Here is a 21,504-nt window from a genome sequence, read left to right as displayed (position 1 = left end):
CATCTCCAGGGTAGACACGCGGGCTTCCCGGGCGTCGCCGGCTCAGCCCACCGGAGCGGCACGGTGGCGGCCGGCGAGCACCCGGGCGGCGAGCTCGAAGCGGAGGGCGCACTCGTGCCGCCCCGGACCCGGCCCGGCCGGGGCGATGGCCGGCTCGAACGCCCGCTGCAGGGCGACCACCAGATCGTCGTGCTTGCCGGCGAAGTAGGCGAGATTGCGCCGCCACTCGCGGTGCCGCACCGTGGAGACCGGCTCCCGGTGCAGGTGATAGGCGCCCGCCTCGGGCGCGTAGCGCGGCCGCAGACCGCGCCGGGTGAGCCGGTAGCCCAGCTCGGAGTCCTCCAACCCCCAGCCGACGAACGCCTCGTCGAAGCCGCCGGCGGCCACCAGATGGCGCCGCCGCACCGACGCGTTGCACGCCCACAGGTAGTGCCAGGCGGTCTCCAGGTCGGCCAGCTCGCAGCCGAACGCCTCCAGCACCGGCTCCCGTTCGTCGCCCCGTACCACCGGCGGCAGCGCCTCGAAGCTGAACTCGTAGCGCAGCCGCTCCCGGTCCACCGGCCCGTCCGCCAACTGGAACCGCCGGCCGACGACCACCGCCCCGTCGTCCCCGGCATGGGCCCGGGCGTGCTCGGCGAGGAACGTCGGCGCCACCACCTGGTCCGCGTCGAGCAGCACCACAAGGTCGCCGGCCGCCCGCGCCAGCCCGAGGTTGCGGGCCCGGGCGCGACCGGACGCGGGGGAGCGCGGCGCGTACACATAGCTCAGGTCCAGGCCGGACGGGAGGCCCGCGACCATCCGGTCCGTGCCGTCGGCCGAGCCGTCGTCGACCACTATCACCTCGGACGAGTGCGGCGCTTCGAGCGACTGACGGGCCAGGGACAGCAGACACAGCTCCAGCACGTCCCGGGCGCGGTACGCGGGGATGACGACACTGATCCTCATGCTCCGACGGGCCTCCCGGGACGGCGTGCTGCGGGGTGAGGGGCGGTGGGGTGACGCGGGACGGCCCGGAAGTCAACCACCGCGTCAAGGAAAGGGTCAACGGCACCCTTTCGTACCGGAATTGACCACCTTGACGCGTCCCGCTCGCTGCGGTAGCCGCCGTTTGCCGGCACCAGTGGGGGCGCTGGGGCGGGGACGGAGTACTGAGGCGGGCGCGCGCGGCGCCGGCCGCCCGGCGCGGACGTCCCTCCGGACCCGGCATCGTGCGGCCCCGGCCGTCCGCAGCCCGAACGGCCCAGCGGAATCCGGCCCGAACACGGCCGAGATGATGCCGCCCACGGGTGGGACGGACCGCGACACCGGTGCCGCCGCCCGGGCTACCGGCGGCGCTCCACCCTCCGCTCGTCCCACACCGCTTCCGGCGTCTCCCGGACCCTGCCGTCCTGCCCGAAGACCAGATACCGGTCGAAGGAGCGGGCGAACCAGCGGTCGTGGGTGACCACCAGCGCCGTGCCCTCGTACGCCTCCAGGCCCTTCTGCAGCGCCTCGGCCGACTCCAGGTCGAGGTTGTCCGTCGGCTCGTCCAGCAGCAGCGCGGTCGCCCCGCCGATCTCCAACAGCAGGATCTGGAACCGCGCCTGCTGCCCGCCGGACAGCTTCTCGAAGGGCTGGTCCCCCTGCCGGTCGAGCTCGTACCGGCGCAGCGCGCTCATCGCCGGCCCCCGGCTGTGCGCATGCTCGGTCCACAGGATCTCGACGAGCGTGCGCCGCATCAGCTCCGGCCGGGCGTGGGTCTGCGCGAAGTGCCCCGGCACCACCCGGGCGCCCAGTTTCCACTGCCCGCCGTGCGCGACGTCCTCCCCCGCCAGCAGCCGCAGGAAGTGCGACTTCCCCGAGCCGTTGGACCCCAGGACCGCGACCCGCTCGCCGTAGAAGACCTCCAGGTCGAACGGTTTCATCAGCCCCGTCAGCTCCAACTGCCGGCAGGTCACCGCCCGGACGCCGGTGCGGCCGCCCGTCAGCCGCATGGTGATCCGCTGCGGGCGCGGCGGCTCGGGCGGCGGGCCGATCTCCTCGAACTTCCGCAGCCGGGTCTGCGCCGCGTGGTACCGCGAGGCCATCTCGTCGCTGCGCGAGGCGTACTGCCGCAGGTCGGCCACCAGCCGCTTGAGCTGGGCGTGCTTCTCGTCCCAGCGCCGCCGCAGCTCCTCGAACCGCTCGAACCGCTCGGCCCGCGCCGCGTGATACGTCGCGAAGCCGCCGCCGTGCACCCACACCTCGCTGCCCGCCGCACCGGGCTCCACGCTCACGATCCGCTGCGCCGCCCGCGCCAGCAGTTCCCGGTCGTGGGAGACGAACAGCACCGTCTTACGGGTCTCCCGCAGCTGCTCCTCCAGCCACTGCTTGCCGGGCACGTCGAGGTAGTTGTCCGGCTCGTCGAGCAGCAGCACCTCGTCCGGGCCGCGCAGCAGCGCCTCCAGCACCAGCCGCTTCTGCTCGCCGCCGGAGAGCGTGCGCACCGCCCGCCACTGCGCCTTCTCGTACGGGACCCCCAGCGCGGACATCGTGCACATGTCCCACACCGTCTCGGCCTCGTACCCGCGGGCCTCCGCCCAGTCGCTCAGGGCCTGGGCGTACTGCATCTGCGCGGCCTCGTCATCCCGCTCCATGATGGCCGTCTCGGCGTCGTCGACGGCGTGCGCCGCGTGCCGGATCCGCTCCGGCGCCACCGCCACCAGCAGATCCCGGACCGTCCGCTCGTCCCGCACCGAGCCGACGAACTGGGGCATCAGTCCCAGCCCGCCGCTGATCGTCACCGACCCGCCGTGCGGTCTCAACTCGCCCGAGATCAGCCGCAACAGCGTGGTCTTGCCCGCGCCGTTGGCCCCGACGAGCGCGGCCACCGCCCCCTCGCCCACCCGGAAGGAGGCGTCGTCGAGCAGCACCCGCCCGTCCGGAAGGTAGTACTCCACGTGCGCGACTTCTACATGCCCCATAAAGCGACCCAAACCGACATCGAGAAAACGGAGAAAACCGAGAACATTCGATGCCGTGGACCGGCACACCGTGGCGCGCCGGCGGCAGCGCGATCCGCCCCGTCCCGCTGCCCGGAGTACCCGTCCGCACCGACATCGACCATGCCCGGACCGTACTGCGCGGGGCCCCCGGCCCGCCCGGCATTTTCGCGCGGGCCGTCCGGGCCGCGGGGTCAGCTGCCGGCCGCGACGACGTCGGTGGCGTCCACCGCGCGGCGCAGGGCGCGGGCGAGCCGGACGGCGTCGCCGACCGCCCACAGATGGACGAAGAACAGCCGGGGTTCGTCCGTCAGACCGTGGTTGTGCAGCTCGACGAGCTTGGCGTCGGCCTTCCGCAGCGCCCGCAGGACGTCCTGGACCTCGTCGGCGACCATGCAGCAGTCCGCGCTGACCGCGGCCCGGCCGTCGCCCAGCGGCTGGAAGTTGAAGGCGCTGGTCGAGCCCAGGCCCGGCGGCAGCACCAGCCTGCCGTCGGTGATCTTCTCCCGGCGGACGAAGATGCACTTGTAGATGCCGTCGTCCACGGACCCCTTGGCGCGCATCGCGTCGTCGATCCCGTCGGTGTCCAGATCGACGTCGTCGTCCTCGTCGGACTCCTTCGCGAGCGGGGTGCCGGTGCCGTCGAACGCCTTGCGGATACCGCGCGCCAGGACCACCGGGTCGTCGCCGTGCCCGTGCACATGGACCCACCAGATGTCGGGCCGCTGGGAGAGCAGGTGCTTGTGCAGGGCGGTCACGGCGAGGTCGTGCTTCTGCAACGTGTCGACGAAACCCTGGAGTTCGTCCTCGGTCACCACCACGTCGCCCATCAGCAGCGTGCTGTCGTCGGCGTAGCGGACGAAGGAGACGTGCGAGCCCAGTGCGAGGGCCGGTTTGACGTGGACGCGATGGGAGGCCACCTTGAGGTCCCGGCGGGGGAGGCCGGTGTGGTACATCACCTTGCGTTTCATGTCGCCGGTCCGGCCCATCGTGCCGGCCACCGACTTCCAGTGGGAGAGGGCGGTCTGGACCGGTTCGATCAGCTTCCGCGGCGCCGGCGCGAGCGCCCCGGCCGACCCGCCCGGCAGGGCGGCCGGACGGGCCCGCGCCGGGGTGGGCGCCGCGGCCAGCAGCGGGGCGAAGGCCGCCGCGGCCAGTACGCGCCGCCGAGGAGAACCCGCGCGCGGGTCGGGGGTCTGCTGTCGGTCTCCAGCCATGACGTGAATACCTCCACCGTGACCTCCCTCAGGAGGAGTTGCATGCATCCCCGAACTGATGGCGGGTCTCCCCGTGGTTGCGGGCCAGCTGGGCTAAGCGGTCATCGTGATGGGTGAGGGAGCGCGGCCGGACGGCCGGTCCCGCTGACGGCTCCGGCGTCCCGGGCCCCTCCGGGCGCCCGCGCGGCCGGCTCCCCCGATTGCCCGGCGGCCGGTGCCGGGGCCGGCGGCAGCGCCGAGACTGAGCGGAGCGCAGGGAGGAGGAACCGCCCATGACCGACCACGACCGGGCCGCCGGCCACGGCGACTCGCCGCCGCGCATGGGCTTCTTCACCGACACCTCGGTCTGCATCGGCTGCAAGGCATGCGAGGTGGCCTGCAAGGAATGGAACGCCCTCCCCGAGGACGGCCTGGAACTGACCGGCATGTCCTACGACAACTCCCAGCGGCTGAGCGCCGACACCTGGCGCCATGTGGCCTTCGTCGAGCAGCGCCGCACCCCCGCGGACGACCACGCGGACGTCGATGTCTTCCGGGCCGCCGCACGGCTGGGCACGGCCCCGGACGGCCCGCCACCCGGGCCCGGGCCCGCCGGTCCGCCCGCCCCCGACGGCCGCACCGAACTGCGCTGGCTGATGTCCTCCGACGTGTGCAAGCACTGCACCCGCGCCGCCTGCCTCGACGTCTGCCCCACCGGATCGCTGTTCCGCACCGAGTTCGGGACCGTGGTGGTCCAGGAGGACATCTGCAACGGATGCGGCTACTGCGTGCCCGCCTGCCCCTACGGCGTCATCGACCAGCGGCCCGGCGACGGCCGGGCGTGGAAGTGCACCCTGTGCTACGACCGGCTGGACGCCGGCGCCGAACCGGCCTGCGCCAAGGCGTGCCCCACCGACTCCATCCAGTTCGGACCGCTGGAGGAACTGCGGGAGCGGGCCGCGGTCCGGGTCGCCCGGCTGCACGCCGCCGGCGTCGCCGAGGCCCGCCTCTACGGGGAGAGCCCGCACGACGGCGTCGGCGGGGACGGCGCGTTCTTCCTGCTGCTGGACGAGCCGGAGGTCTACGGGCTGCCGCCGGACCCCGTCGTCACCACCCGGGACCTGCCGGCCATGTGGCGCTACGCGGCCGCGGCCGCCGCGACCCTGGCCGCCGGAGTCGCCGTCAGTTTCCTCAGGAGGGACCGTTGACGCAGTCCAGGACCAGCGGCCGGCGCGACCGCGGCGGGAAGGGCGAGCGGCCCGTCGTCCCCCGGGCGGACTTCGCCTCCTACTACGGCCGCCCGGTGCTCAACAAGCCGACCTGGCAGCCCCTCGACATCGCCGGCTACGTCTTCCTCGGCGGACTGGCGGGCAGCTCCTCCCTGCTCGCCGCCGGCGCCCACCGCACCGGCCGCCTCCGGCTCGCCCGCGCCGCCAAGACGGGGGCGTCGACGGCGATCACCCTCTCGCTGGGCGCCCTCGTACACGACCTCGGCCGGCCGGCCCGCTTCCTGCACATGCTGCGGGTCCTGAAGCCCACCTCGCCGATGAACCTCGGCTCCTGGCTGCTCGCGGGCTATGCGCCGCTGGCGGTCGGCGCCGCCCTGAGCGAGCTGACCGGCCGCGGCCGGCGGGCCGGCGCGGCCGCGACCGCCGCCGCGGCGGCCCTGGGACCGGCCGTCACCACCTACACCGCCGTCCTCCTCAGTGACACCGCCGTACCGTCCTGGCACGAGGGGTACCGGCAGCTGCCGTTCGCCTTCGCCGGCTCGGGAGCCGCCGCCGCGGCCGGCCTCGGCCTGCTGGCCGCTCCGGTGCGAGAGGCCGGCCCGGCGCGCCGGCTCGCGGTCCTCGGCGCCGCCCTGGAGGCGGGTGCGACCCACCTGCTGACCCGGCGGACCGGGCTCGCCGCGGAGCCGTACCGCACCGGCCGTGCCGGGGTCCTGATGCGAGCCGCGCAGGCGCTGACCGCGGGCGGCGCGCTGCTGGCCGCCGGCCCCGGACGGCGCGGCCGCCGGACCGCCGCGCTGGCCGGCGCCGCCCTGCTCGCCGGCTCCGCCGCGCTCCGCTTCGGGGTCTTCCACGCCGGCGTCGCCTCCGCCGAGGACCCCCGGTACACCGTTGTGCCGCAACGGGAGCGGCTGCGCGCCCGCGGGCTGAGGTGAGCCGCCGACGCCCCGCCGGGCCCGGACGCGCTCCGGTTGCGGGGCGTCCGGTCACCGTCGGATCGTGGCAGGAACCATCGGATCGTGGCAGGACATGGCCGGCCCGGGCGGGCGCGGCCCCGAGGGCCGCCGGACCGGAGCGGGAGAGGAGCCGATCGCCATGGGCGTGCGCACGTGGATCGAGGGCTGGCCGGTCTACCGGCAGCTGACCGGCGACGACCCGACCGGACGGGGAGCCGCGGCCAAGAGCGCCGCCACCGCGCGCCGCACCGCACGCACCCGCACCGCCGACAAGGTCGTCCCCTCCGTCTGCCCGTACTGCGCGGTGGGCTGCGGCCAGAGCGTCTACGTCCAGGACGGCCGGGTCACCCAGATCGAGGGCGACCCCGACTCGCCCGTCTCACGCGGCCGGCTGTGCCCCAAGGGCGCGGCCAGCCTCCAGCTGACCACCGGCCCGGCCCGGGAGCACCACGCGCTCTACCGCCGCCCGTACGGCAGCCGCTGGGAGCGGATCGACCTGGTCACGGCGATGGACATGATCGCCGACCGGGTCGTCGAGGCCCGCCGCAAGGGCTGGCAGTGGGAGGCCGGCGGGCTCCGCACCCGCCGCACGCTGGGCATCGCCAGTCTGGGCGGCGCCACCTTGGACAACGAGGAGAACTACCTCATCAAGAAGCTGTTCACGGCCCTGGGCGCGGTGCAGATCGAGAACCAGGCACGTATTTGACACTCCGCCACCGTTCCCGGTCTGGGAACCTCGTTCGGCCGCGGCGGCGCGACCACCTTCCAGCAGGACCTGCAGAACTCCGACTGCGTCGTCATCCAGGGCTCGAACATGGCCGAGTGCCATCCGGTCGGGTTCCAGTGGGTGATGGAGGCCAAGGCCCGCGGCGCGAAGATCGTCCACGTCGACCCGCGCTTCACCCGCACCAGCGCCCTGGCGGACCTGCACGTCCCGCTGCGCGCCGGCAGCGACATCGCCTTCCTCGGCGGCCTGATCAACCATGTCCTGCGCACCGAGGCGTACTTCCGTGAGTACGTGGTCGCGTACACCAACGCACCGGTCGTCCTCGGCGCGGACTTCCGCGACACCGAGGACCTGGCCGGCGTCTTCTCCGGCCTGGACCGGGACGGCCGCGTCTACGACACCACCAGCTGGCAGTACGAGGACGCCGAGATGCGGGCGGCCGCCGGCGAACGGGACCCGCAGCACCCCCTGCGCACCGACGGCCACGGCGAGCCCCGCCGCGACGAGACCCTCACTCACCCCCGGTGCGTCTTCCAGGTGCTGCGGCGGCACTACGCCCGGTACACCCCCGAGCTGGTCGAGGAGGTCTGCGGGGTACCGCGTGAGCTGTTCCGGCAGGTGTGCGACCTGCTCACGGAGAACTCCGGCCGGGACCGCACCACCGCGTTCGCCTACTCGGTCGGCTGGACCCAGCACACCGTCGGCGTCCAGTACATCCGGGCCGCCGCCATCCTGCAGACCCTCCTGGGCAACGTCGGCCGCCCCGGCGGCGGCATCCTGGCACTGCGCGGCCACGCCTCCATCCAGGGCTCCACCGACATCCCCACCCTCTTCGACCTGCTGCCCGGCTACCTCCCCATGCGCCACGCCCACCAGGGACAGGATCTGGCCGCGTTCGTGGCCGCCGGAGCGCCGCGCAAGGGCTACTGGGGCGACCTGCGCGCGTACCTGGTCAGCCTGCTCAAGGCGTACTGGGGCGACGCGGCCACCGAGGAGAACGACTTCTGCTTCGACTACCTGCCCCGCCTGACCGGCACGCACAGCACCTACGAGACCGTCCACGCCCAGCTCGACGGCGTCTGCAAGGGCTACTTCCTGATGGGCGAGAACCCGGCCGTCGGCTCCGCCAACGCCAAGCTGCAACGGCTCGGCATGGCCGCCCTGGACTGGCTGGTGGTCCGCGACTTCTCGCTGATCGAATCGGCCACCTGGTGGCAGGACGGCCCCGAGATCGCCACCGGAGAACTGCGCACCGAGGACATCGGCACCGAGGTCTTCTTCCTGCCCGCCGCCGCACACACCGAGAAGGACGGCAGCTTCACCAACACCCAGCGGATGCTGCAATGGCACCACCAGGCGGTGGAACCGCCCGGCGACGCCCGCAGCGACCTGTGGTTCACCTACCACCTCGGCCGCCTCATCAAGGCGAGACTGGCCGCCTCGAACGACCCGATGGACCACCCCGTCCGCGACCTGACCTGGGACTACCCGACCCACGGCGCGCACGCCGAACCGGACGCCGAGGCGGTGCTCGCCGAGATCAACGGCCGCGACGCCGACGGCCGTCCGCTGTCCTCCTACACACAGCTCGCCGCGGACGGCTCGACCGCCTGCGGCTGCTGGATCTACTGCGGCGTCCGCGCCGACGGGGTCAACCAGGCGGCCCGCCGCAAGCCCGGCCGGGACCAGAACTGGGTGGCAGCCGACTGGGGTTGGGCCTGGCCCGCCAACCGGCGCATCCTCTACAACCGGGCCTCCGCCGACCCCGACGGCAGACCCTGGAGCGCCCGCAAGGCCCTGGTGTGGTGGGACCCGGACCGGGCCGCCTGGACCGGCCACGACGTCCCCGACTTCCGCGCCACCACCCCGCCCGACCACCGCCCGCCGCCCGACGCCACCGGCGCCGACGCGCTCTCCGGCACCGACGCCTTCGTCATGCAGGCCGACGGCAAGGCATGGCTGTACGCCCCGGCCGGCCTCGTCGACGGCCCCCTGCCCACCCACTACGAACCGCAGGAGTCGCCGTTCACCAACCCGCTCCACCCCCAACAGCACAACCCCGTACGGCATTTGCTGCGGCCACACCCCGCCGACCGCTTCCACCCCGCCGGCGCCGCACCCGGCGCGGACGTCTTCCCGTACGTCGTGACCACCTACCGCCTCACCGAGCACCACACCGCCGGCGGCATGTCCCGCTGGCTGCCCTACCTGGCCGAGCTCCAGCCGGAGTTCTTCTGCGAGGTGTCACCGGAACTGGCCGCCGAACGGGGACTGGCCCACACCGGCTGGGCCACGATCGTCACCGCCCGCGGCGTCATCGAGGCCCGGGTGCTGGTCACCGACCGGATGCTGCCACTGACCGTCCAGGGCCGCCGGGTCCACCAGATCGGCCTGCCCTACCACTGGGGACCCAACGGCTACAGCACCGGCGACGCCGCCAACGAACTCCTCCACCTGTCCCTCGACCCCAACACCCACATCCAGGAAGCCAAGGCGCTGACCTGCGACATCCGCCCGGGACGGCGGCCGCGCGGCCCGGCGGCCGCGACCCTGGTCGCGGCCTACCGCCGGCGCGCCGGCATCACCGAGGACACCGGCCGGGAACCCTGACGGCGGCGGCCCCGCCGCGCCCGCTCAGCGGACGACCAGCGTGCGCTCCGCCCGCGCCACCAGCTCGCCGACGACCGGGGCGCCCGGCACCTCGCCGGCCACCAGCAGCCCACCGGAGGTCTGCGCGTCCGCCAGCAGCAGCCGCGTCGCCTCGTCCGCGGAGCCGAAGTCGGTGTGCGGCGCGACCCACTCCAGATTCCGCCGGGTGCCGCCGCTGACGTATCCGTCCCGCACCGCCTCCCGGGCGCCGTCCAGCAACGGCACCGCCGCCGCGTCCAGCACCGCGGTCACCCCGGAGGCCCGCGCCAGCTTGAACAGATGGCCCAGCAGCCCGAACCCGGTGACGTCGGTCGCACACCGGGCACCCGCCGCCACCGCGGCCCGTGCCGCGTCCCGATTGAGCGCCGCCATCGTCGCCACCGCCTCCTCGAACCGCTCCCCGGTCACCTTGTGACGGTTGTTCAACACCCCGACGCCGAGCGGTTTGGTCAGCGACAGCGGCGTCCCCGGCACCCCGGCGTCGTTGCGCAGCAACCGCTCCGGATCGGCGATCCCGGTCACCGCCATCCCGTACTTCGGCTCCGGATCGTCGATGCTGTGACCGCCGCCCACATGGCAGCCCGCCGCCGACGCGACGTCCAGCCCGCCGCGCAGCACCTCCCGCGCGAGATCGGCCGGCAACACCTCCCGCGGCCAGGCCAGCAGATTCACCGCCAGCACCGGCTCCCCGCCCATCGCATACACATCCGACAGCGCGTTCGCCGCCGCGATCCGGCCCCAGTCGTACGCATCGTCCACCACCGGCGTGAAGAAGTCCGCCGTCGAAACCACCGCCACCCCGCCGCCCGTCCCCTCTCCGGGCCTGCCCCCGCCCGCGCCCAACCGCACCACCGCCGCGTCATCACCGGTTTCGAGCCCCACCACCAACTCCAGCCCCCCGGCGACACCCCCACCCCCACCCCGGCCCAACCCGGCCACCACCGCCTCCAGCTCCCCCGGCGGAATCTTGCAGGCACAACCCCCACCCCGCGCATACTGCGTCAGCCGCACGGCCGCCACACCCGACACCTCCTCCACAACCACCACCGTCCCGTCTCCGCTGTCCGCCATGCCGTGCCGTCCCGGTTCCGCGGCACCTCCCGGCCGGCCCGGTACCTTGGGCCGGGTCCGTCGACGCGCTGCGGCCGCGGCCGCCCGCCGGCGCCGGACGGGGAGGTGTGAGGGTGCCTGGTGGCCCTCCCGGTCTTCAAAACCGAGGTGTCCGAGGATCTCGGACAGGCGGGTTCGATTCCCGTCCGCCTCCGTCCCGGTGATTGCAGCGCGCCCGAGCCGGCACAGGGGCGCGCGCACATCTCAGCGCCGCGCTGACGCACGTGGTCGCCATGGTCCGAATTCTACGGCCGCCCCCGGCCGCAGATGGCCTGTAGTGCCGGCGCACGTTGGAGTGACATGGCCGTTTGCCGGAGGGGGTTCGGGTGGTGGCGGGAAAGATGGCGATGATCCTGCCGATAAGTCGCCTTGACGAATGGAGGTCCCTGATGAAGCGCCTGACTGTTCTCGCCACAGCAGTAACGGCCTCAGTACTGATCGTCCTTGGAGCCGGTACCGCCCATGCGGACGGGCCCAATAACGGAACTGCCCGGATCGGAACCGCGCCGATCACCGAAGGTCTGCAAAGAGTGGTGAGCGGCGCTTTTCTTCTGAACGACTGAACTCCCCTCAGGGGCAGATCCTTGAATACGGTGCGACGCCTCCGTTCATGCTCATTCGAGGGTGAGAGCGGGGGCGCTGCTGTGTGCGGTGCCGCGGCGATTCGAGATATCGGCAGGCGGTTTTCCAGCGTTGCCGGCGGGGTTCGCGCCACATGGTCCACAGCGTTGGGCTGTGGCCCTGGGTGGCCCGGTCGCCGATGATGCTTTCGAGTTCCTGGAGGGTCTCCGCGTCGGGAACGGCCTTGTCCTGTGCCTCCGATGGCACCCAGAACGCGGCGGCCGACCCGGTGCGTTCGCACACGCCGTGGCGGACGTACGGCGGTGGTTTCGGGGCGTGGGGCGGGGGTCGGTTGGTGCGGCGGGCGAACGGACAGCGCCTCGGCCCCGCGTGGGCGGGTCGAGGCGCTGTGGTGGTCAGTTCGTGGGCCGGCGGGTGTGTATCGCGTCGGTCCAAGCGGCGAGCAGTTGCTCGTACTCGGCTTGCTCTTCGGGCCATAGTGGCCGACCGACACGGGCGGCCATGAACGCGCGTATACGTTCGTTGGCCTCGGCGGTGGCGTCTGGGACGCATGTGGGCGCCATGCCGAAGATGATATTCCGCTGGATGGTCTGAGGCTATTACCGCGTTTGGGTGACGCTGGCAAGCTCTGCCCTTGATGTCACGGAGGCGGCAGCGGCGGGCCGCCCGCGGTGGCGGTGCGGCAGCGGCGGTGGGTGGTGTTGAGGCGTTGGGTGTGGCCCTGTCGGTCCAGGTGTTCCAGGAGGGGGACGGTGACCCGGCGGGTGGTGTCGAGGGCGCGGCGGGCCTCGCTGAGGGTGAAGGGCTGGGGGAGGGCGGCGAGGAGGGCGGCGGCCCGGGTGTCGGCGCCGGGGCGCAGAACGATGCCGTCGGTGAGGCGCCACAGCATGCCCGCGGCCTCGGCCGCCGCCAACTCGCGGGCGGTGAGGCCGAGTTCGGCGAGGCGGGCGGCGTCCGGGGCGCGGAACGGTGCGGTGGCGAGGTCGCGGAGGACCGTGTCGACCGCTGTGCGTACGCGGGGTGGGAGGGACGGGTGTGCGGTGGTGTCGTGGATCCGGCCGTCGCGGTGGTGGAGGGGTGGGGTGCCGGGTGTCGTCAGGAGCGCGTGGACGAGGGCGCGGTCCGGGAGGCCGAGCAGCCGGCGGGCGGCCTCGGTGGGGAGGCCGGGGGCGAGGGGGTGGTCCGTGGCGTGTGCGGTGACGGCGGCGGCGAGGCGGGCGCGGAGCCGGGTCCAGTGGGACGGGTCGGCCAGCCATCCGGGGGCGACCTCCGTCCCGGTGGCCGGTACGCCCATCGCGAGCAGGTCCTGACGCCGGATCAGGCCGCGGCGGCGGAGTTCGGCGGTGGCGTCCGGGGTGCCGGTCAGCGTGGCGAGCACCGCCGCGCGGGAGGCCGCGTCGCCGCGCCGGGCCAGCCGGGGCGGTCGGACGTCGAGCACCGTGATGCCGCCCGGGACCCGGTGCCGGCCCGGGTCGCGGAGCAGGGCGCGGTCGCCGACCCGTAGGGGGAGCGGGCGGCGGAGGGTGAGCCGGGCGGTGTCCGGGCCGAGGGGGCGGACCGTGACCGGGACCGCGGCCGTGCCGGCGTGCAGCATCAGGTGGCGGGGGAGCGCGGTGGTGTCGTCCCCGCGCAGCCGTACGTCGATCAGGCCGGTGCCGGTCCATCGGCCGGGGGTGAGCAGGGCGCCGCCTCGCCGGACGCGCGCCTCGCCCGGGCCGTGCACGTTGACCGCCACCCGCGCCACCGCCGTCACCTCCGTACGCTCCTGCCGGAGGCACTGCAGGCCCCGCACCCGGACCTCCGCGCCCGCGCCCGGGACCCCGTCGCCGTCCGCGACGACGAGCCGGTCGCCGGTGCGCAGGGTGCCGCCGCCGAGCGTGCCGGTGACCACCGTGCCCCGGCCGCGGACGGAGAAGACCCGGTCCGCCCACAGCCGGACGTCGGCGTCGTGGTCCGGGGCGGGGAGGCTGCCCGTCAACCGGGCGAGAGCCACCCGGAGTTCGGCGAGGCCGGTGCCGGTGGTGGCGCTGACCGGTACGGATGCGACGCGGCCCAGGGAGGTGGCGGCGATCCGCGTCAGCGCGTCCCGGCGCACCGGCTCCGGGTCGGCGAGGTCGCTGCGGGTGACCGCCAGCAGTCCGTACCGCACCCCGAGCGCGTCCAGGACGGCGAGGTGTTCTGCCGATTGCGGCTGCCAGCCCTGGTCGGCGGCGACCACCAGAAGGACCGCCGGGACCGGGCCGACCCCGGCGAGCATGGTGCCCACCAGCCGTTCGTGGCCCGGGACGTCGACGAAGGCGAGGGACGGGCCGGTGGGGCCGAGCCGCGTCCAGACGAACCCCAGATCGAGGGTGAGGCCACGGCGGCGCTCCTCCTCCCAGCGGTCGGGCTCCATCCCTGTCAGCGCCTTGACCAGCGTGGACTTGCCGTGATCGACATGACCGGCGGTGGCCAGCACATGCATCCGGTCGGGCGCCCGCGCATCTCCGTCGTCGTTGCCCGCCACGCGGTTCACCGGGTCACCGGTGCGCGGCGGCGCGGACCGCCTCCGCCAGCTCGGTGTCCTCCTCCGCGGGCACCGCCCGCAGATCCAGCAGACACCGCCCGCCCGCGACGCGTCCCAGTACGGCGGGCGTACCGGTGCGCAGCCGCGCCGCGAACGGCTCCGGCAGCGACAGTGCCGCGCTGGGGAGGACGACGCCCGGGGCACCGCCGCCGCCCACCGTCGCCTCGGAGGCCACCGCGTACGCGTCCACGCCGGCGGCGCGCAGGCGTTCGGCCAGTCGCTTGGCGCGCGACCGGAGTTGCCGGACATCGGTGTGCAGGGCCCGGTGGGTGGGGGTGGCCGGTCCGCGGACGGTCGCGGTCAGCGCGGCGAGCGTCAGCTTGTCGGTGCGCAGGGCGCGTGCCAACGGGTGCCGTGCCATCCGGCGTACCGGCTCGGCGCGTCCCAGTACCAGTCCGCACTGCGGGCCGCCGAGCAGCTTGTCGCCGCTGGCCGTGACGACGGACGCGCCGGCCCGCAGCCAGCTCTCCGCGTCCGGCTCGTCCGGCAGCAGCGGGTCGGGCGCCAGCAGTCCGGAGCCGATGTCGGCGACGACAGGGACGCCGAGGCGGGACAGCTCCGCGACGGTCGCGGCCCGGGTGAAGCCGGTGATCCGGAAGTTGGCGGGGTGGATCTTGAGGACACAGCCGGTGTCCGGGCCCAGCGCGGCCCGGTAGTCGTCGGCGGTGGTGCGGTTGGTGGTGCCCACCTCCCGCAGGCGGGCGCCGGTGGACACCAGCAGCTCAGGCAACCGGAAGCCGTCGCCGATCTCCACCAACTCGCCGCGGCTGACGACGATCTCGCGGCCGGCGGCCAGCGCGGTCGCGGCCAGGACGAGGGCGGCGGCGCCGTTGTTGACCACGTGCGCCGCCTCGGCTGCCGGGACGGCGCGCAGCAGGGCATCGAGGGCGGCGGCGCCGCGCCGGGCACGCCGGCCGGTGCCCAGGTCCAGCTCCACATCGGTGCAGCCGCAGGCGTCGGCCACCGCCGCGCGGGCCGCCGCCGACAGCGCGGCCCGCCCGAGGTTGGTGTGCAGCAGTACCCCGGTCGCGTTCAGTACCGGGCGCAGCCCGCCGGCGTTCCGGGGCAGGGCTCGCAGGACCGTCTCGGTGATCTCGGAGGCGGACAACTCGCCGTTGCGCGCCTGCTGTTGGGCCGCCGTCACCAGTGGTTTGACGACGCCGGGGCCGAGTCGGCACAGGGCCGCGGCCAGCCGTGGGTCGGCCAGTACGGCGTCGGTGCGGGGCACCTGCCGCCTGGGGTCATCATCCGTCCCGGGCGCCGCGCGCACCGCGTCCTCGGCCCGCACCGCTTCGTCGGCCCGCACCGCTTCGTCGGCCCGCACCGCTTCCGCGACCCGCACCGCTGTCTCGTCCCGCATCGTCCGCCCTTCCTCGCGTGGGCCGCCCTGCCGCACCGTCCGGTCGCCAGCCAGCCAGCCAGTCGGCCGGCGGTGCGCCATGGGCAGCCCTTCCCGGCCGAGTGGGGCGGTAGCGCCGTTACGGACGCAATTGATCCGGATGCCGGTGCCGGGGGCGGGCGAGGGAAAGTGGAGGCCGAGGGCAGGGCCGGAGCGGCCGCCGGTCAGTCGCCCGCCTCGGCGAGGCGGCGGAGCAGCGGCTCGACCTCGGTCAGCTTGCGGATCTCCTCCGGACGGAGCGCGGCGAGGCGACGGGTGAGCACCTGTGCCTCACCGCGGGCGAGGTCCGCCAGCGCCGCGGCGCCGCGTTCGGTGAGCAGGATCCGGCTGGCGCGCCGGTCCTTGGGGTCGGCCTCGCGGCGCACCAGGCCGGCCGACTCCAGGCCGAGGACCGCCGCGGTGGCGGTCGGCTGGGAGCAGGGCACCCACTGCGCGATCTCCCCGATCCGGGACGGGCCGCGCTGGTTGAGCAGCGCCAGCACGGCGACATGGGTCAGCTGGATGCTGCCCGCCGTGGCGGACCTGCGCAGGCTCCGGGTGAGCCGGTGCAGGGAGACCACCAGTTGGAGCGCCGCGTCGTCGCCGATTGTCATCGCTCACCCATCCCTACGTACCGCACCGGGCCGCCGTGGACCCCCTGCTCAGGGCTCGCCGTGGATCAAGTGAGCGTAAGGGCGGGGGAGTACATCTCCAACCACAGGGCCAGATCCAGTGTCCGCTCCAGGCCGCGTCGTGCCGCCCGGGTGATCCGCGGTGCCTCACGGTGCGCCGTGCGGCGCAGCCGGTCGCGGTCGACGAGGTCGAAGACCTGGTGCGAGGGGCGCGCCAGCAGGTCCTTGGCGTGCTGCTGGAGCGCGACGACGTACTGCGGGTCCTGGGTGGTCGGGTACGGGCTCTTCACCCGGTCGTACACCGACCTGGGCAGCAGATCGGCGGTGGCCTCGCGCAGGATGCTCTTCTCCCGGCCGTCGAAGGACTTCAGGGACCAGGGGGCGTTGTAGACGTACTCGACCAGGCGGTGGTCGCAGAACGGGACCCGGACCTCCAGTCCGACGGCCATGCTCGCCCGGTCCTTGCGGTCCAGCAGGATCCGGACGAACCGCGTCAGGTGCAGATAGCAGATCTCCCGCATCCGGAACTCGAAGTCGCTCTCCCCGTCGAGCCGTTCGACGTCCTTGACGGCGCGGTCGTAGCCGTCCTGGACGTAGGAGCGCAGGTCGAGGGCGCCGGCGACATCGGAGGTCAGGATGGTCCCGTCGTCGCCGATGTGCTGGGTCTGGCGGACGAGCCAGGGGAAGGTGGCGGCCTTGCGGGCGTCCTCGTCGAAGAACTGCTTGTACCCGCCGAAGACCTCGTCGGCCGACTCGCCGGACAGCGCCACCGTCGAGTGCTCGCGGATCGCCTTGAACAGCAGGTAGAGGGAGGCGTCCAGGTCGCCCAGGCCCATCGGCAGGTCGCGGGCCCGCAGCATCCTGGCGCGGATGTCGAGGTCGGCCAGGGCGGCGGAGTCCAGCACGATGTCCTGGTGGTCGGTGCCGGCGACCCGGGCCACGTCGTGCACGAAGGGGGTGTCGGGGGTGGCGCGCAGGTCGTCGGCGACGAAGTTCTCGGTCTGGCCGACGAAGTCGACGGCGAAGCTGCGCACCGTCTCGCCCGTCTCGGCCAGTTGACGGGCCGCCAGGGCGGTCATCGCCGAGGAGTCCAGGCCGCCGGAGAGCAGGGTGCAGCGCGGGACGTCGGAGACCAGCTGGCGGCGGACGATGTCGTCGAGCAGGGTCCGGACGTGACCGATCGTGGTCTCCCGGTCGTCGTGGTGCGCGCGGGTGCGCAGCGACCAGTAGACGTGCCGGCGCACTCCGTCGGCGTCGACGGCGACGACGCTGCCCGGCTCGACCTCGTACATGCCGTCCCACACGGCGTGTCCGGGCGTCCTGACGAAGGAGAACAGCTCGCGCAGGCCGTCCAGTCCCACCCGCCGCCCGGCGAGCGGGTTGGCGAGGATCGCCTTGGGCTCGGAGCCGAACAGCACGCCGTCGGCGGTGGGGTAGTAGTAGAGCGGCTTGATGCCCATCCGGTCGCGGACCATCACCAGCCGCCGGCGCTGCTCGTCCCAGACGGCGAACGCGAACATCCCGTTGAGGTGTTCGGCGACCGCTTCGCCCCACTCCAGGTAGCCGTGCAGGACGACCTCGGTGTCGGAGTCGGTGGTGAAGTGGTGGCCGCGGTCCGCCAGTTCGCGGCGCAGCTCGCCGAAGTTGTAGGTCTCGCCGGAGTAGACGAGGACGACCTCGGTGCCGTCGGGCCGCTGGGCGGTCATGGGCTGGCGTCCGCCGGGCAGGTCGATGATGGCGAGCCGGCGATGGCCGAGCGCGGCCGGGCCGCGTACCCAGGTGCCGCGGTCGTCGGGGCCGCGGCAGGACATCGTCGCGGTCATCGCGTCCACGGTCTTCTGCTCGGAAGGCAGATCGCGGTCGAAGGAAATCCAGCCGGTGATGCCGCACATGCCGTGTCCTCCCGCTCCGAACCACCAGAGGTGGTTGTATCGAGCACCTATGTAATGAGGGTGTGCCGGGATGCCGGTCGCGTCAACCGGGCGCAGCGCGCGGGAGGGGCGCGCGGGGATGCGCCGCGGTGGTCGGCGCTCACGACGGCGGCCGGCCTGAGCTGCGGATTCTCCGCGGGGGAGGGGAGTGGGCGGCCGGGGCGGGGGCCGGGCCGCGCCATGCGAACGAGGGAAAGGTTTTACCCGGCGGTGACGGGGGCGGGCCGTGCGCCGCACCCCCGTCCGTCCACCCGGGTCAAACGTTCTTCCGCCCGGCCCGGCCGGTCACCGGCACGTCCAGGGCACGGGCGATACCCACCACACCCTCGTCGAGCCGCTGCAGATGCCGCAGCACACGGAAGGTGACGGTGTGCGAGGGCGGCACCGGGGAGTCGCCGGCGTCCAGCAGCGAGGCGATGCTGGCGCCCGCCTCCACCTCGCCGTCCGCGGGCTGGTCCTGCACCCGTGCGGAGATCAGCTCGATGTTGCTCGCGATGCGCCGGCCGACGCGGCCCAGCCGCGGATCGGCCGCCACCGAGCGGCTGGCGGGCAGCAGCTCGGCGGTCGCCGCCAGCGACCGGGCGTGGTAGGCGCAGGTCTCCAGCAGCGCCACCAGATAGCGCGCGGTCTGCCGGCGGACCCGCAGCGGGGTGATCGGGTGCACCAGCGGCTGGGTGGAGTCGCGCAGGTCGTTCAGCGCGGTGTCCAGGTCGCGGGCGAGGGTCAGCAGGTCCACCGCGGGACCGCCGGACAGCTGGGCCACCGCCGCCGAGACCGCCTCGCGCAGCCGGTCCAGCACCGCGGCCAGGTGCTCGTCGGTGCGCCGGTCGGTGTGCACCGGCAGGACCACCGCCGCGGCGATGATCCCGCACGCCGCGCCCAGCGCCGTCTCCTCGATCCGCAGCACCAGCGTCGCGACGCTGTAGGTGTTGAGGAGGGTGTAGAGCAGGCCCAGCATCGCGGTGACGAAGAAGGACATCAGCGCGTACGACAGCGGCGCGGTGAAGAAACCCCCGAAGACGCAGAGCAGCACCAGGACGAACGCCGTCCAGGTGTGGTTGCCCACCAGCCCGGCCAGCGCCACACCGGCGGCCACGCCGAGCACCGTGCCCACCAGCCGGCGGTAGCCCTTGACCAGGACCTCGCCGGTGGACGCGGTGTTGAGGAACACCACCCAGCAGGTCAGCACCGCCCAGTACCAGCGCTGGGTGGACAGGAACTCGCCGCCGACGATGGCCAGCGCGGAACCGACCGCGACCTGGAACGCCGCGCGCGTGGTGGGCCGTTGGAGCCCGGTGCGCTCGTCCTCCTCGTCCTCCTCCGCGCCGAAGATCGCCAGGTCCTCGGCGTCGAACTCCTCCCGCGAGCGGGTGGTGGCCGAGGTGTCGTCGGACTCGTCCTGCGGCCCGTCCAGCGCCAGCCGCAGACCGAGCACCGCGCGGGCGGCCTCACCGAGCGCACGGAAGGCGTCCTGGACGGCGCCCGAGCCGCGCGGCAGGTTGTCCTCGTCGCGGTAGCCCAGCAGGCGGTTGCGGACGTGCGCCACGGCGGTGCCGCGGTCGCCGGGTGCCCGGGCCACCAGCAGGGCCAGCGCGTCCAGGTCCCGGCGGAGGGTCGCCACCGCGTCGCCCTCCGACCGCATGCGGTTGGCGGTGGCCGGGACCGGGGCGTGCGGCAGGTGCAGGGTGAGGGTGTCGGTGCGCTCCGCGCTGCGCGCGTTGAGCAGCGTCATACCCAGGCGTTCGGCGGCGATCTCGGCGTCCGCGACGCGGCGTTGGAGCAGCGCCGCGGTGGCCGCGTCGCGGGTGCCCTCCTCCAGCCGGCCCTGGATCATCAGCGCCGTCTCGTGCAGCCGCGCGGTGTGCCGCCGCAGGTCGTCGAGGACGCCGTCGATCTCCTCGGGCCCGGCGTCCACCACCTCCCGGTGGGTCGCCACCAGCTGCGCCATCCGGGCCCGGAACGCCTCCCGCAGCCGGGCCAGGGTGCGTTCGGGAGTGTCGGGGAAGACGGCGAACCGCACCACCGCGCTGCAGCCGAACGCGACCGCCAGGGTCAGGAACAGCTCCGGCAGCGTCGCCACGGTGGCGTGCACGAACAGCGAGACGAAGTAGACCTGGAAGCCGATCAGCCCCAGCGCCGTCCCGCGGTCGCCGAACCGGCGGGCGTAGGCCGCACCGAAGATCAGGGCGATGAAGAACAGGTCACCGGCGATGATCCGGCTGTTCAGCAGCGACCCCAGCGCCACCGCGGCCAGCGCGACCGGCAGGCCCAGGGCGAGGGTGACCGCCTGGCCGCGCACTTCCTTCTCGCGGATGGCGAAGGTCGCGACCATCGCCGTCATGGCGCCCGCGACCAGCAGCGTCACGCCCGTGCCGAGCAGCGCCAGGACGACGAGCGTCAGCACGATCGCCCCCACCGTCCGCAGCCCGGCCATCAGTCGCAGCAGTCCCGGGTCGGAGGCCGCGAAGCGGTTCCAGGTGCCCGTAACGGTCCGTCGTATAGCTGCCTTCACCGTGCCGTACGCTCCCCAATCTCGGCATCGGCCGAGGTCACGCGCCTCGGCCGGGCGCTTTAGCATCGCACGGCGGCCGCCGGGACGGCCGGTGAGTGTGCCGTCAGGCGGCGCCTTCGTATGCGGCGCCCGCGACCGCGAGGTCCTCCCAGGCCATCCCGACGCTCTTGAAGAGGCGGGGACGTTCCGGGTCCGCGGCGGCCGCGCCGGTGGCCAGGCCGGCGAGCGTCACCAGTGCCTCCCGGTCGAGCCGGCCGCTCTCCAGCTCCGGGATGAGGTCGCCGGCCTCGCGGGCCGCGGCGGACCGGGACTCGACCACGACGGTGCTGCGCAGGACGGTGGTGGTGTCCACCTCGCGGCTGCCGCGTTCATGGGAGCCGACCGCGGTCACCGTGGCGTGCGGCGGGAGCAGGGCGCCGTCGAACAGCGGGGTGCGGGCGGTGGTGCAGCAGGCGACGAGGTCGGCGCCGGCGACGGCGGACGGCCCGCCGGACTCCACGGTGAGCCCGGTGTCGCGGCGGGCCTCGGCGACGAAGCGTGCGACGTTCGCCGGCGTGCGTCCCACCACCGTGACATGGGTGAGCGGCCGCACCGCGCGCAGCGCGTCCAGGTGGCCGCGGGCCTGCGGCCCGGTGCCGAACACCACCAGCCGGCCGGCCTCGGGGACGGCGAGCAGGTCGGCGGCGAGCGCGGAGAGGGCGGAGGTGCGCACGGTGGTCAGCGCGATGCCGTCCAGCAGCGCGAGCGGGGAGAGGGTGGCGGCGTCGAAGAGGAGGTACTGCCCCTGGACGCGGGGGAGTCCGGCGTCGGGGTTGCCCGGGGCGACGGTGGCGACCTTGACGCCCGCGTACCGGCTGCGGTGTGCGGGCATCAGCAGCAGCTGGCCGTGCTCGACGGGCACGATGGTGCGCGGTGGGTCGGCTTCGGGGTCGGGGCCGTCGCGCAGCGCGGCGCGGAGGGCGTCGACGGCGGCGGCCATCGGGAGGGCGCGCAGCAGGGCGGTCTCGTCGATGGTCCGGGGCAGGTGGGGGACCGGGGGCGGGGCGCTCATACCGCCGAGTCTGCCCCGGCCGGCC

14 protein-coding genes, 1 tRNA gene and 1 pseudogene are annotated in these 21,504 nt (G+C 74.1%); 5 read left to right on the top strand and 11 right to left on the bottom strand.

Features of this window, described 5'->3' with window-relative positions; genetic code table 11:
• Positions 1–42: 42 nt before the first annotated feature.
• The 3 genes from ACRAS8_RS02395 to ACRAS8_RS02385 all read right to left on the bottom strand — a co-directional run bounded on the left by ACRAS8_RS02395 (position 43) and on the right by ACRAS8_RS02385 (position 4,177).
• Positions 43–945: a glycosyltransferase family 2 protein gene (locus tag ACRAS8_RS02395; RefSeq protein WP_438484062.1), complete on the bottom strand. Its 903-nt coding sequence runs from the start codon at positions 943–945 to the stop codon at positions 43–45.
• A 377-nt stretch (positions 946–1,322) separates the two neighbouring features.
• A complete protein-coding gene (locus ACRAS8_RS02390; RefSeq protein WP_438484061.1) occupies positions 1,323–2,942 on the bottom strand; it encodes an ABC-F family ATP-binding cassette domain-containing protein in 1,620 nt (539 codons plus the stop codon).
• A gap of 212 nt (positions 2,943–3,154) precedes the next feature.
• Positions 3,155–4,177: a DUF1259 domain-containing protein gene (locus ACRAS8_RS02385; RefSeq protein ID WP_438484060.1), complete on the bottom strand. Its 1,023-nt coding sequence runs from the start codon at positions 4,175–4,177 to the stop codon at positions 3,155–3,157.
• A 272-nt stretch (positions 4,178–4,449) separates the two neighbouring features.
• On the opposite strand from ACRAS8_RS02385, the gene ACRAS8_RS02380 reads away from it, so the two are divergent.
• From ACRAS8_RS02380 to fdh, 3 genes are all read left to right on the top strand, one after another.
• The gene (locus tag ACRAS8_RS02380; protein ID WP_438484059.1) at positions 4,450–5,364 is read left to right on the top strand and encodes a 4Fe-4S dicluster domain-containing protein; all 915 of its coding nucleotides are present in this window, start codon (positions 4,450–4,452) and stop codon (positions 5,362–5,364) included.
• Positions 5,361–6,320, top strand: a complete 960-nt coding sequence (gene nrfD / locus ACRAS8_RS02375) for an NrfD/PsrC family molybdoenzyme membrane anchor subunit (RefSeq protein WP_438484058.1) — start codon at positions 5,361–5,363, stop codon at positions 6,318–6,320. Before ACRAS8_RS02380 ends, nrfD begins: the two co-directional genes overlap by 4 nt.
• A gap of 160 nt (positions 6,321–6,480) precedes the next feature.
• The gene (fdh, locus tag ACRAS8_RS02370; RefSeq protein ID WP_438490328.1) at positions 6,481–9,678 is read left to right on the top strand and encodes a formate dehydrogenase; all 3,198 of its coding nucleotides are present in this window, start codon (positions 6,481–6,483) and stop codon (positions 9,676–9,678) included.
• A gap of 24 nt (positions 9,679–9,702) precedes the next feature.
• Here fdh and selD read toward each other — a convergent pair whose 3' ends face one another.
• Positions 9,703–10,788 (bottom strand): selenide, water dikinase SelD, encoded by a 1,086-nt coding sequence (selD, locus tag ACRAS8_RS02365; RefSeq protein WP_438484057.1) that lies wholly within the window; start codon positions 10,786–10,788, stop codon positions 9,703–9,705.
• 101 nt (positions 10,789–10,889) lie between these two features.
• Here selD and ACRAS8_RS02360 point away from each other — a divergent pair.
• Both ACRAS8_RS02360 and ACRAS8_RS02355 read left to right on the top strand, forming a co-directional pair.
• Positions 10,890–10,982: transfer RNA gene (locus tag ACRAS8_RS02360), tRNA-Sec, on the top strand.
• Between the two features lie 186 nt (positions 10,983–11,168).
• Positions 11,169–11,390: a hypothetical protein gene (locus tag ACRAS8_RS02355; protein WP_438484056.1), complete on the top strand. Its 222-nt coding sequence runs from the start codon at positions 11,169–11,171 to the stop codon at positions 11,388–11,390.
• A gap of 180 nt (positions 11,391–11,570) precedes the next feature.
• Here ACRAS8_RS02355 and ACRAS8_RS02350 read toward each other — a convergent pair.
• From ACRAS8_RS02350 to ACRAS8_RS02320, 7 genes and pseudogenes are all read right to left on the bottom strand, one after another.
• Positions 11,571–11,706: pseudogene (locus tag ACRAS8_RS02350) on the bottom strand (GNAT family N-acetyltransferase); the annotation flags it as partial.
• Positions 11,707–12,049: 343 nt separating this feature from the next.
• Positions 12,050–13,873: a SelB domain-containing protein gene (locus ACRAS8_RS02345; RefSeq protein WP_438490327.1), complete on the bottom strand. Its 1,824-nt coding sequence runs from the start codon at positions 13,871–13,873 to the stop codon at positions 12,050–12,052.
• A 55-nt stretch (positions 13,874–13,928) separates the two neighbouring features.
• Entirely contained in the window at positions 13,929–15,335 is a 1,407-nt protein-coding gene (gene selA, locus ACRAS8_RS02340; RefSeq protein WP_438484055.1) for an L-seryl-tRNA(Sec) selenium transferase, read from the bottom strand.
• Between the two features lie 203 nt (positions 15,336–15,538).
• Positions 15,539–15,967 carry a MarR family winged helix-turn-helix transcriptional regulator gene (locus ACRAS8_RS02335; RefSeq protein WP_438484054.1) on the bottom strand — a complete coding sequence of 143 codons (429 nt, stop codon included), beginning with the start codon at positions 15,965–15,967 and terminating at the stop codon, positions 15,539–15,541.
• A 65-nt stretch (positions 15,968–16,032) separates the two neighbouring features.
• Complete coding sequence (gene asnB, locus ACRAS8_RS02330) at positions 16,033–17,877, bottom strand: asparagine synthase (glutamine-hydrolyzing) (RefSeq protein ID WP_438484053.1); 1,845 nt, start codon at positions 17,875–17,877, stop codon at positions 16,033–16,035.
• Positions 17,878–18,172: 295 nt separating this feature from the next.
• Complete coding sequence (locus tag ACRAS8_RS02325) at positions 18,173–20,350, bottom strand: FUSC family protein (protein ID WP_438490326.1); 2,178 nt, start codon at positions 20,348–20,350, stop codon at positions 18,173–18,175.
• Positions 20,351–20,531: 181 nt separating this feature from the next.
• A complete protein-coding gene (locus tag ACRAS8_RS02320; protein WP_438484052.1) occupies positions 20,532–21,479 on the bottom strand; it encodes an ornithine cyclodeaminase family protein in 948 nt (315 codons plus the stop codon).
• Positions 21,480–21,504 lie beyond the last annotated feature (25 nt).

It is taken from the genome of Streptomyces sp. S186 (genome assembly GCF_051603415.1).
GTDB lineage: Bacteria > Actinomycetota > Actinomycetes > Streptomycetales > Streptomycetaceae > Streptomyces.
Note: the sequence above shows the minus strand (reverse complement) of the source record. Positions and strands in the feature narration are given on the sequence as shown.

Excerpts from the sequence above, each read along its gene's own strand:
- ACRAS8_RS02395 (WP_438484062.1), bottom strand. The coding sequence starts at position 945 with ATGAGGATCAGTGTCGTCATCCCCGCGTACCGCGCCCGGGACGTGCTG.
- ACRAS8_RS02390 (WP_438484061.1), bottom strand. The coding sequence starts at position 2,942 with ATGGGGCATGTAGAAGTCGCGCACGTGGAGTACTACCTTCCGGACGGG.
- ACRAS8_RS02385 (WP_438484060.1), bottom strand. The coding sequence starts at position 4,177 with ATGGCTGGAGACCGACAGCAGACCCCCGACCCGCGCGCGGGTTCTCCT.
- ACRAS8_RS02380 (WP_438484059.1), top strand. The coding sequence starts at position 4,450 with ATGACCGACCACGACCGGGCCGCCGGCCACGGCGACTCGCCGCCGCGC.
- selD (WP_438484057.1), bottom strand. The coding sequence starts at position 10,788 with ATGGCGGACAGCGGAGACGGGACGGTGGTGGTTGTGGAGGAGGTGTCG.
- ACRAS8_RS02355 (WP_438484056.1), top strand. The coding sequence starts at position 11,169 with ATGGCGATGATCCTGCCGATAAGTCGCCTTGACGAATGGAGGTCCCTG.
- ACRAS8_RS02345 (WP_438490327.1), bottom strand. The coding sequence starts at position 13,873 with ATGCATGTGCTGGCCACCGCCGGTCATGTCGATCACGGCAAGTCCACG.
- selA (WP_438484055.1), bottom strand. The coding sequence starts at position 15,335 with ATGCGGGACGAGACAGCGGTGCGGGTCGCGGAAGCGGTGCGGGCCGAC.
- ACRAS8_RS02335 (WP_438484054.1), bottom strand. The coding sequence starts at position 15,967 with ATGACAATCGGCGACGACGCGGCGCTCCAACTGGTGGTCTCCCTGCAC.
- asnB (WP_438484053.1), bottom strand. The coding sequence starts at position 17,877 with ATGTGCGGCATCACCGGCTGGATTTCCTTCGACCGCGATCTGCCTTCC.
- ACRAS8_RS02325 (WP_438490326.1), bottom strand. The coding sequence starts at position 20,350 with ATGGCCGGGCTGCGGACGGTGGGGGCGATCGTGCTGACGCTCGTCGTC.
- ACRAS8_RS02320 (WP_438484052.1), bottom strand. The coding sequence starts at position 21,479 with ATGAGCGCCCCGCCCCCGGTCCCCCACCTGCCCCGGACCATCGACGAG.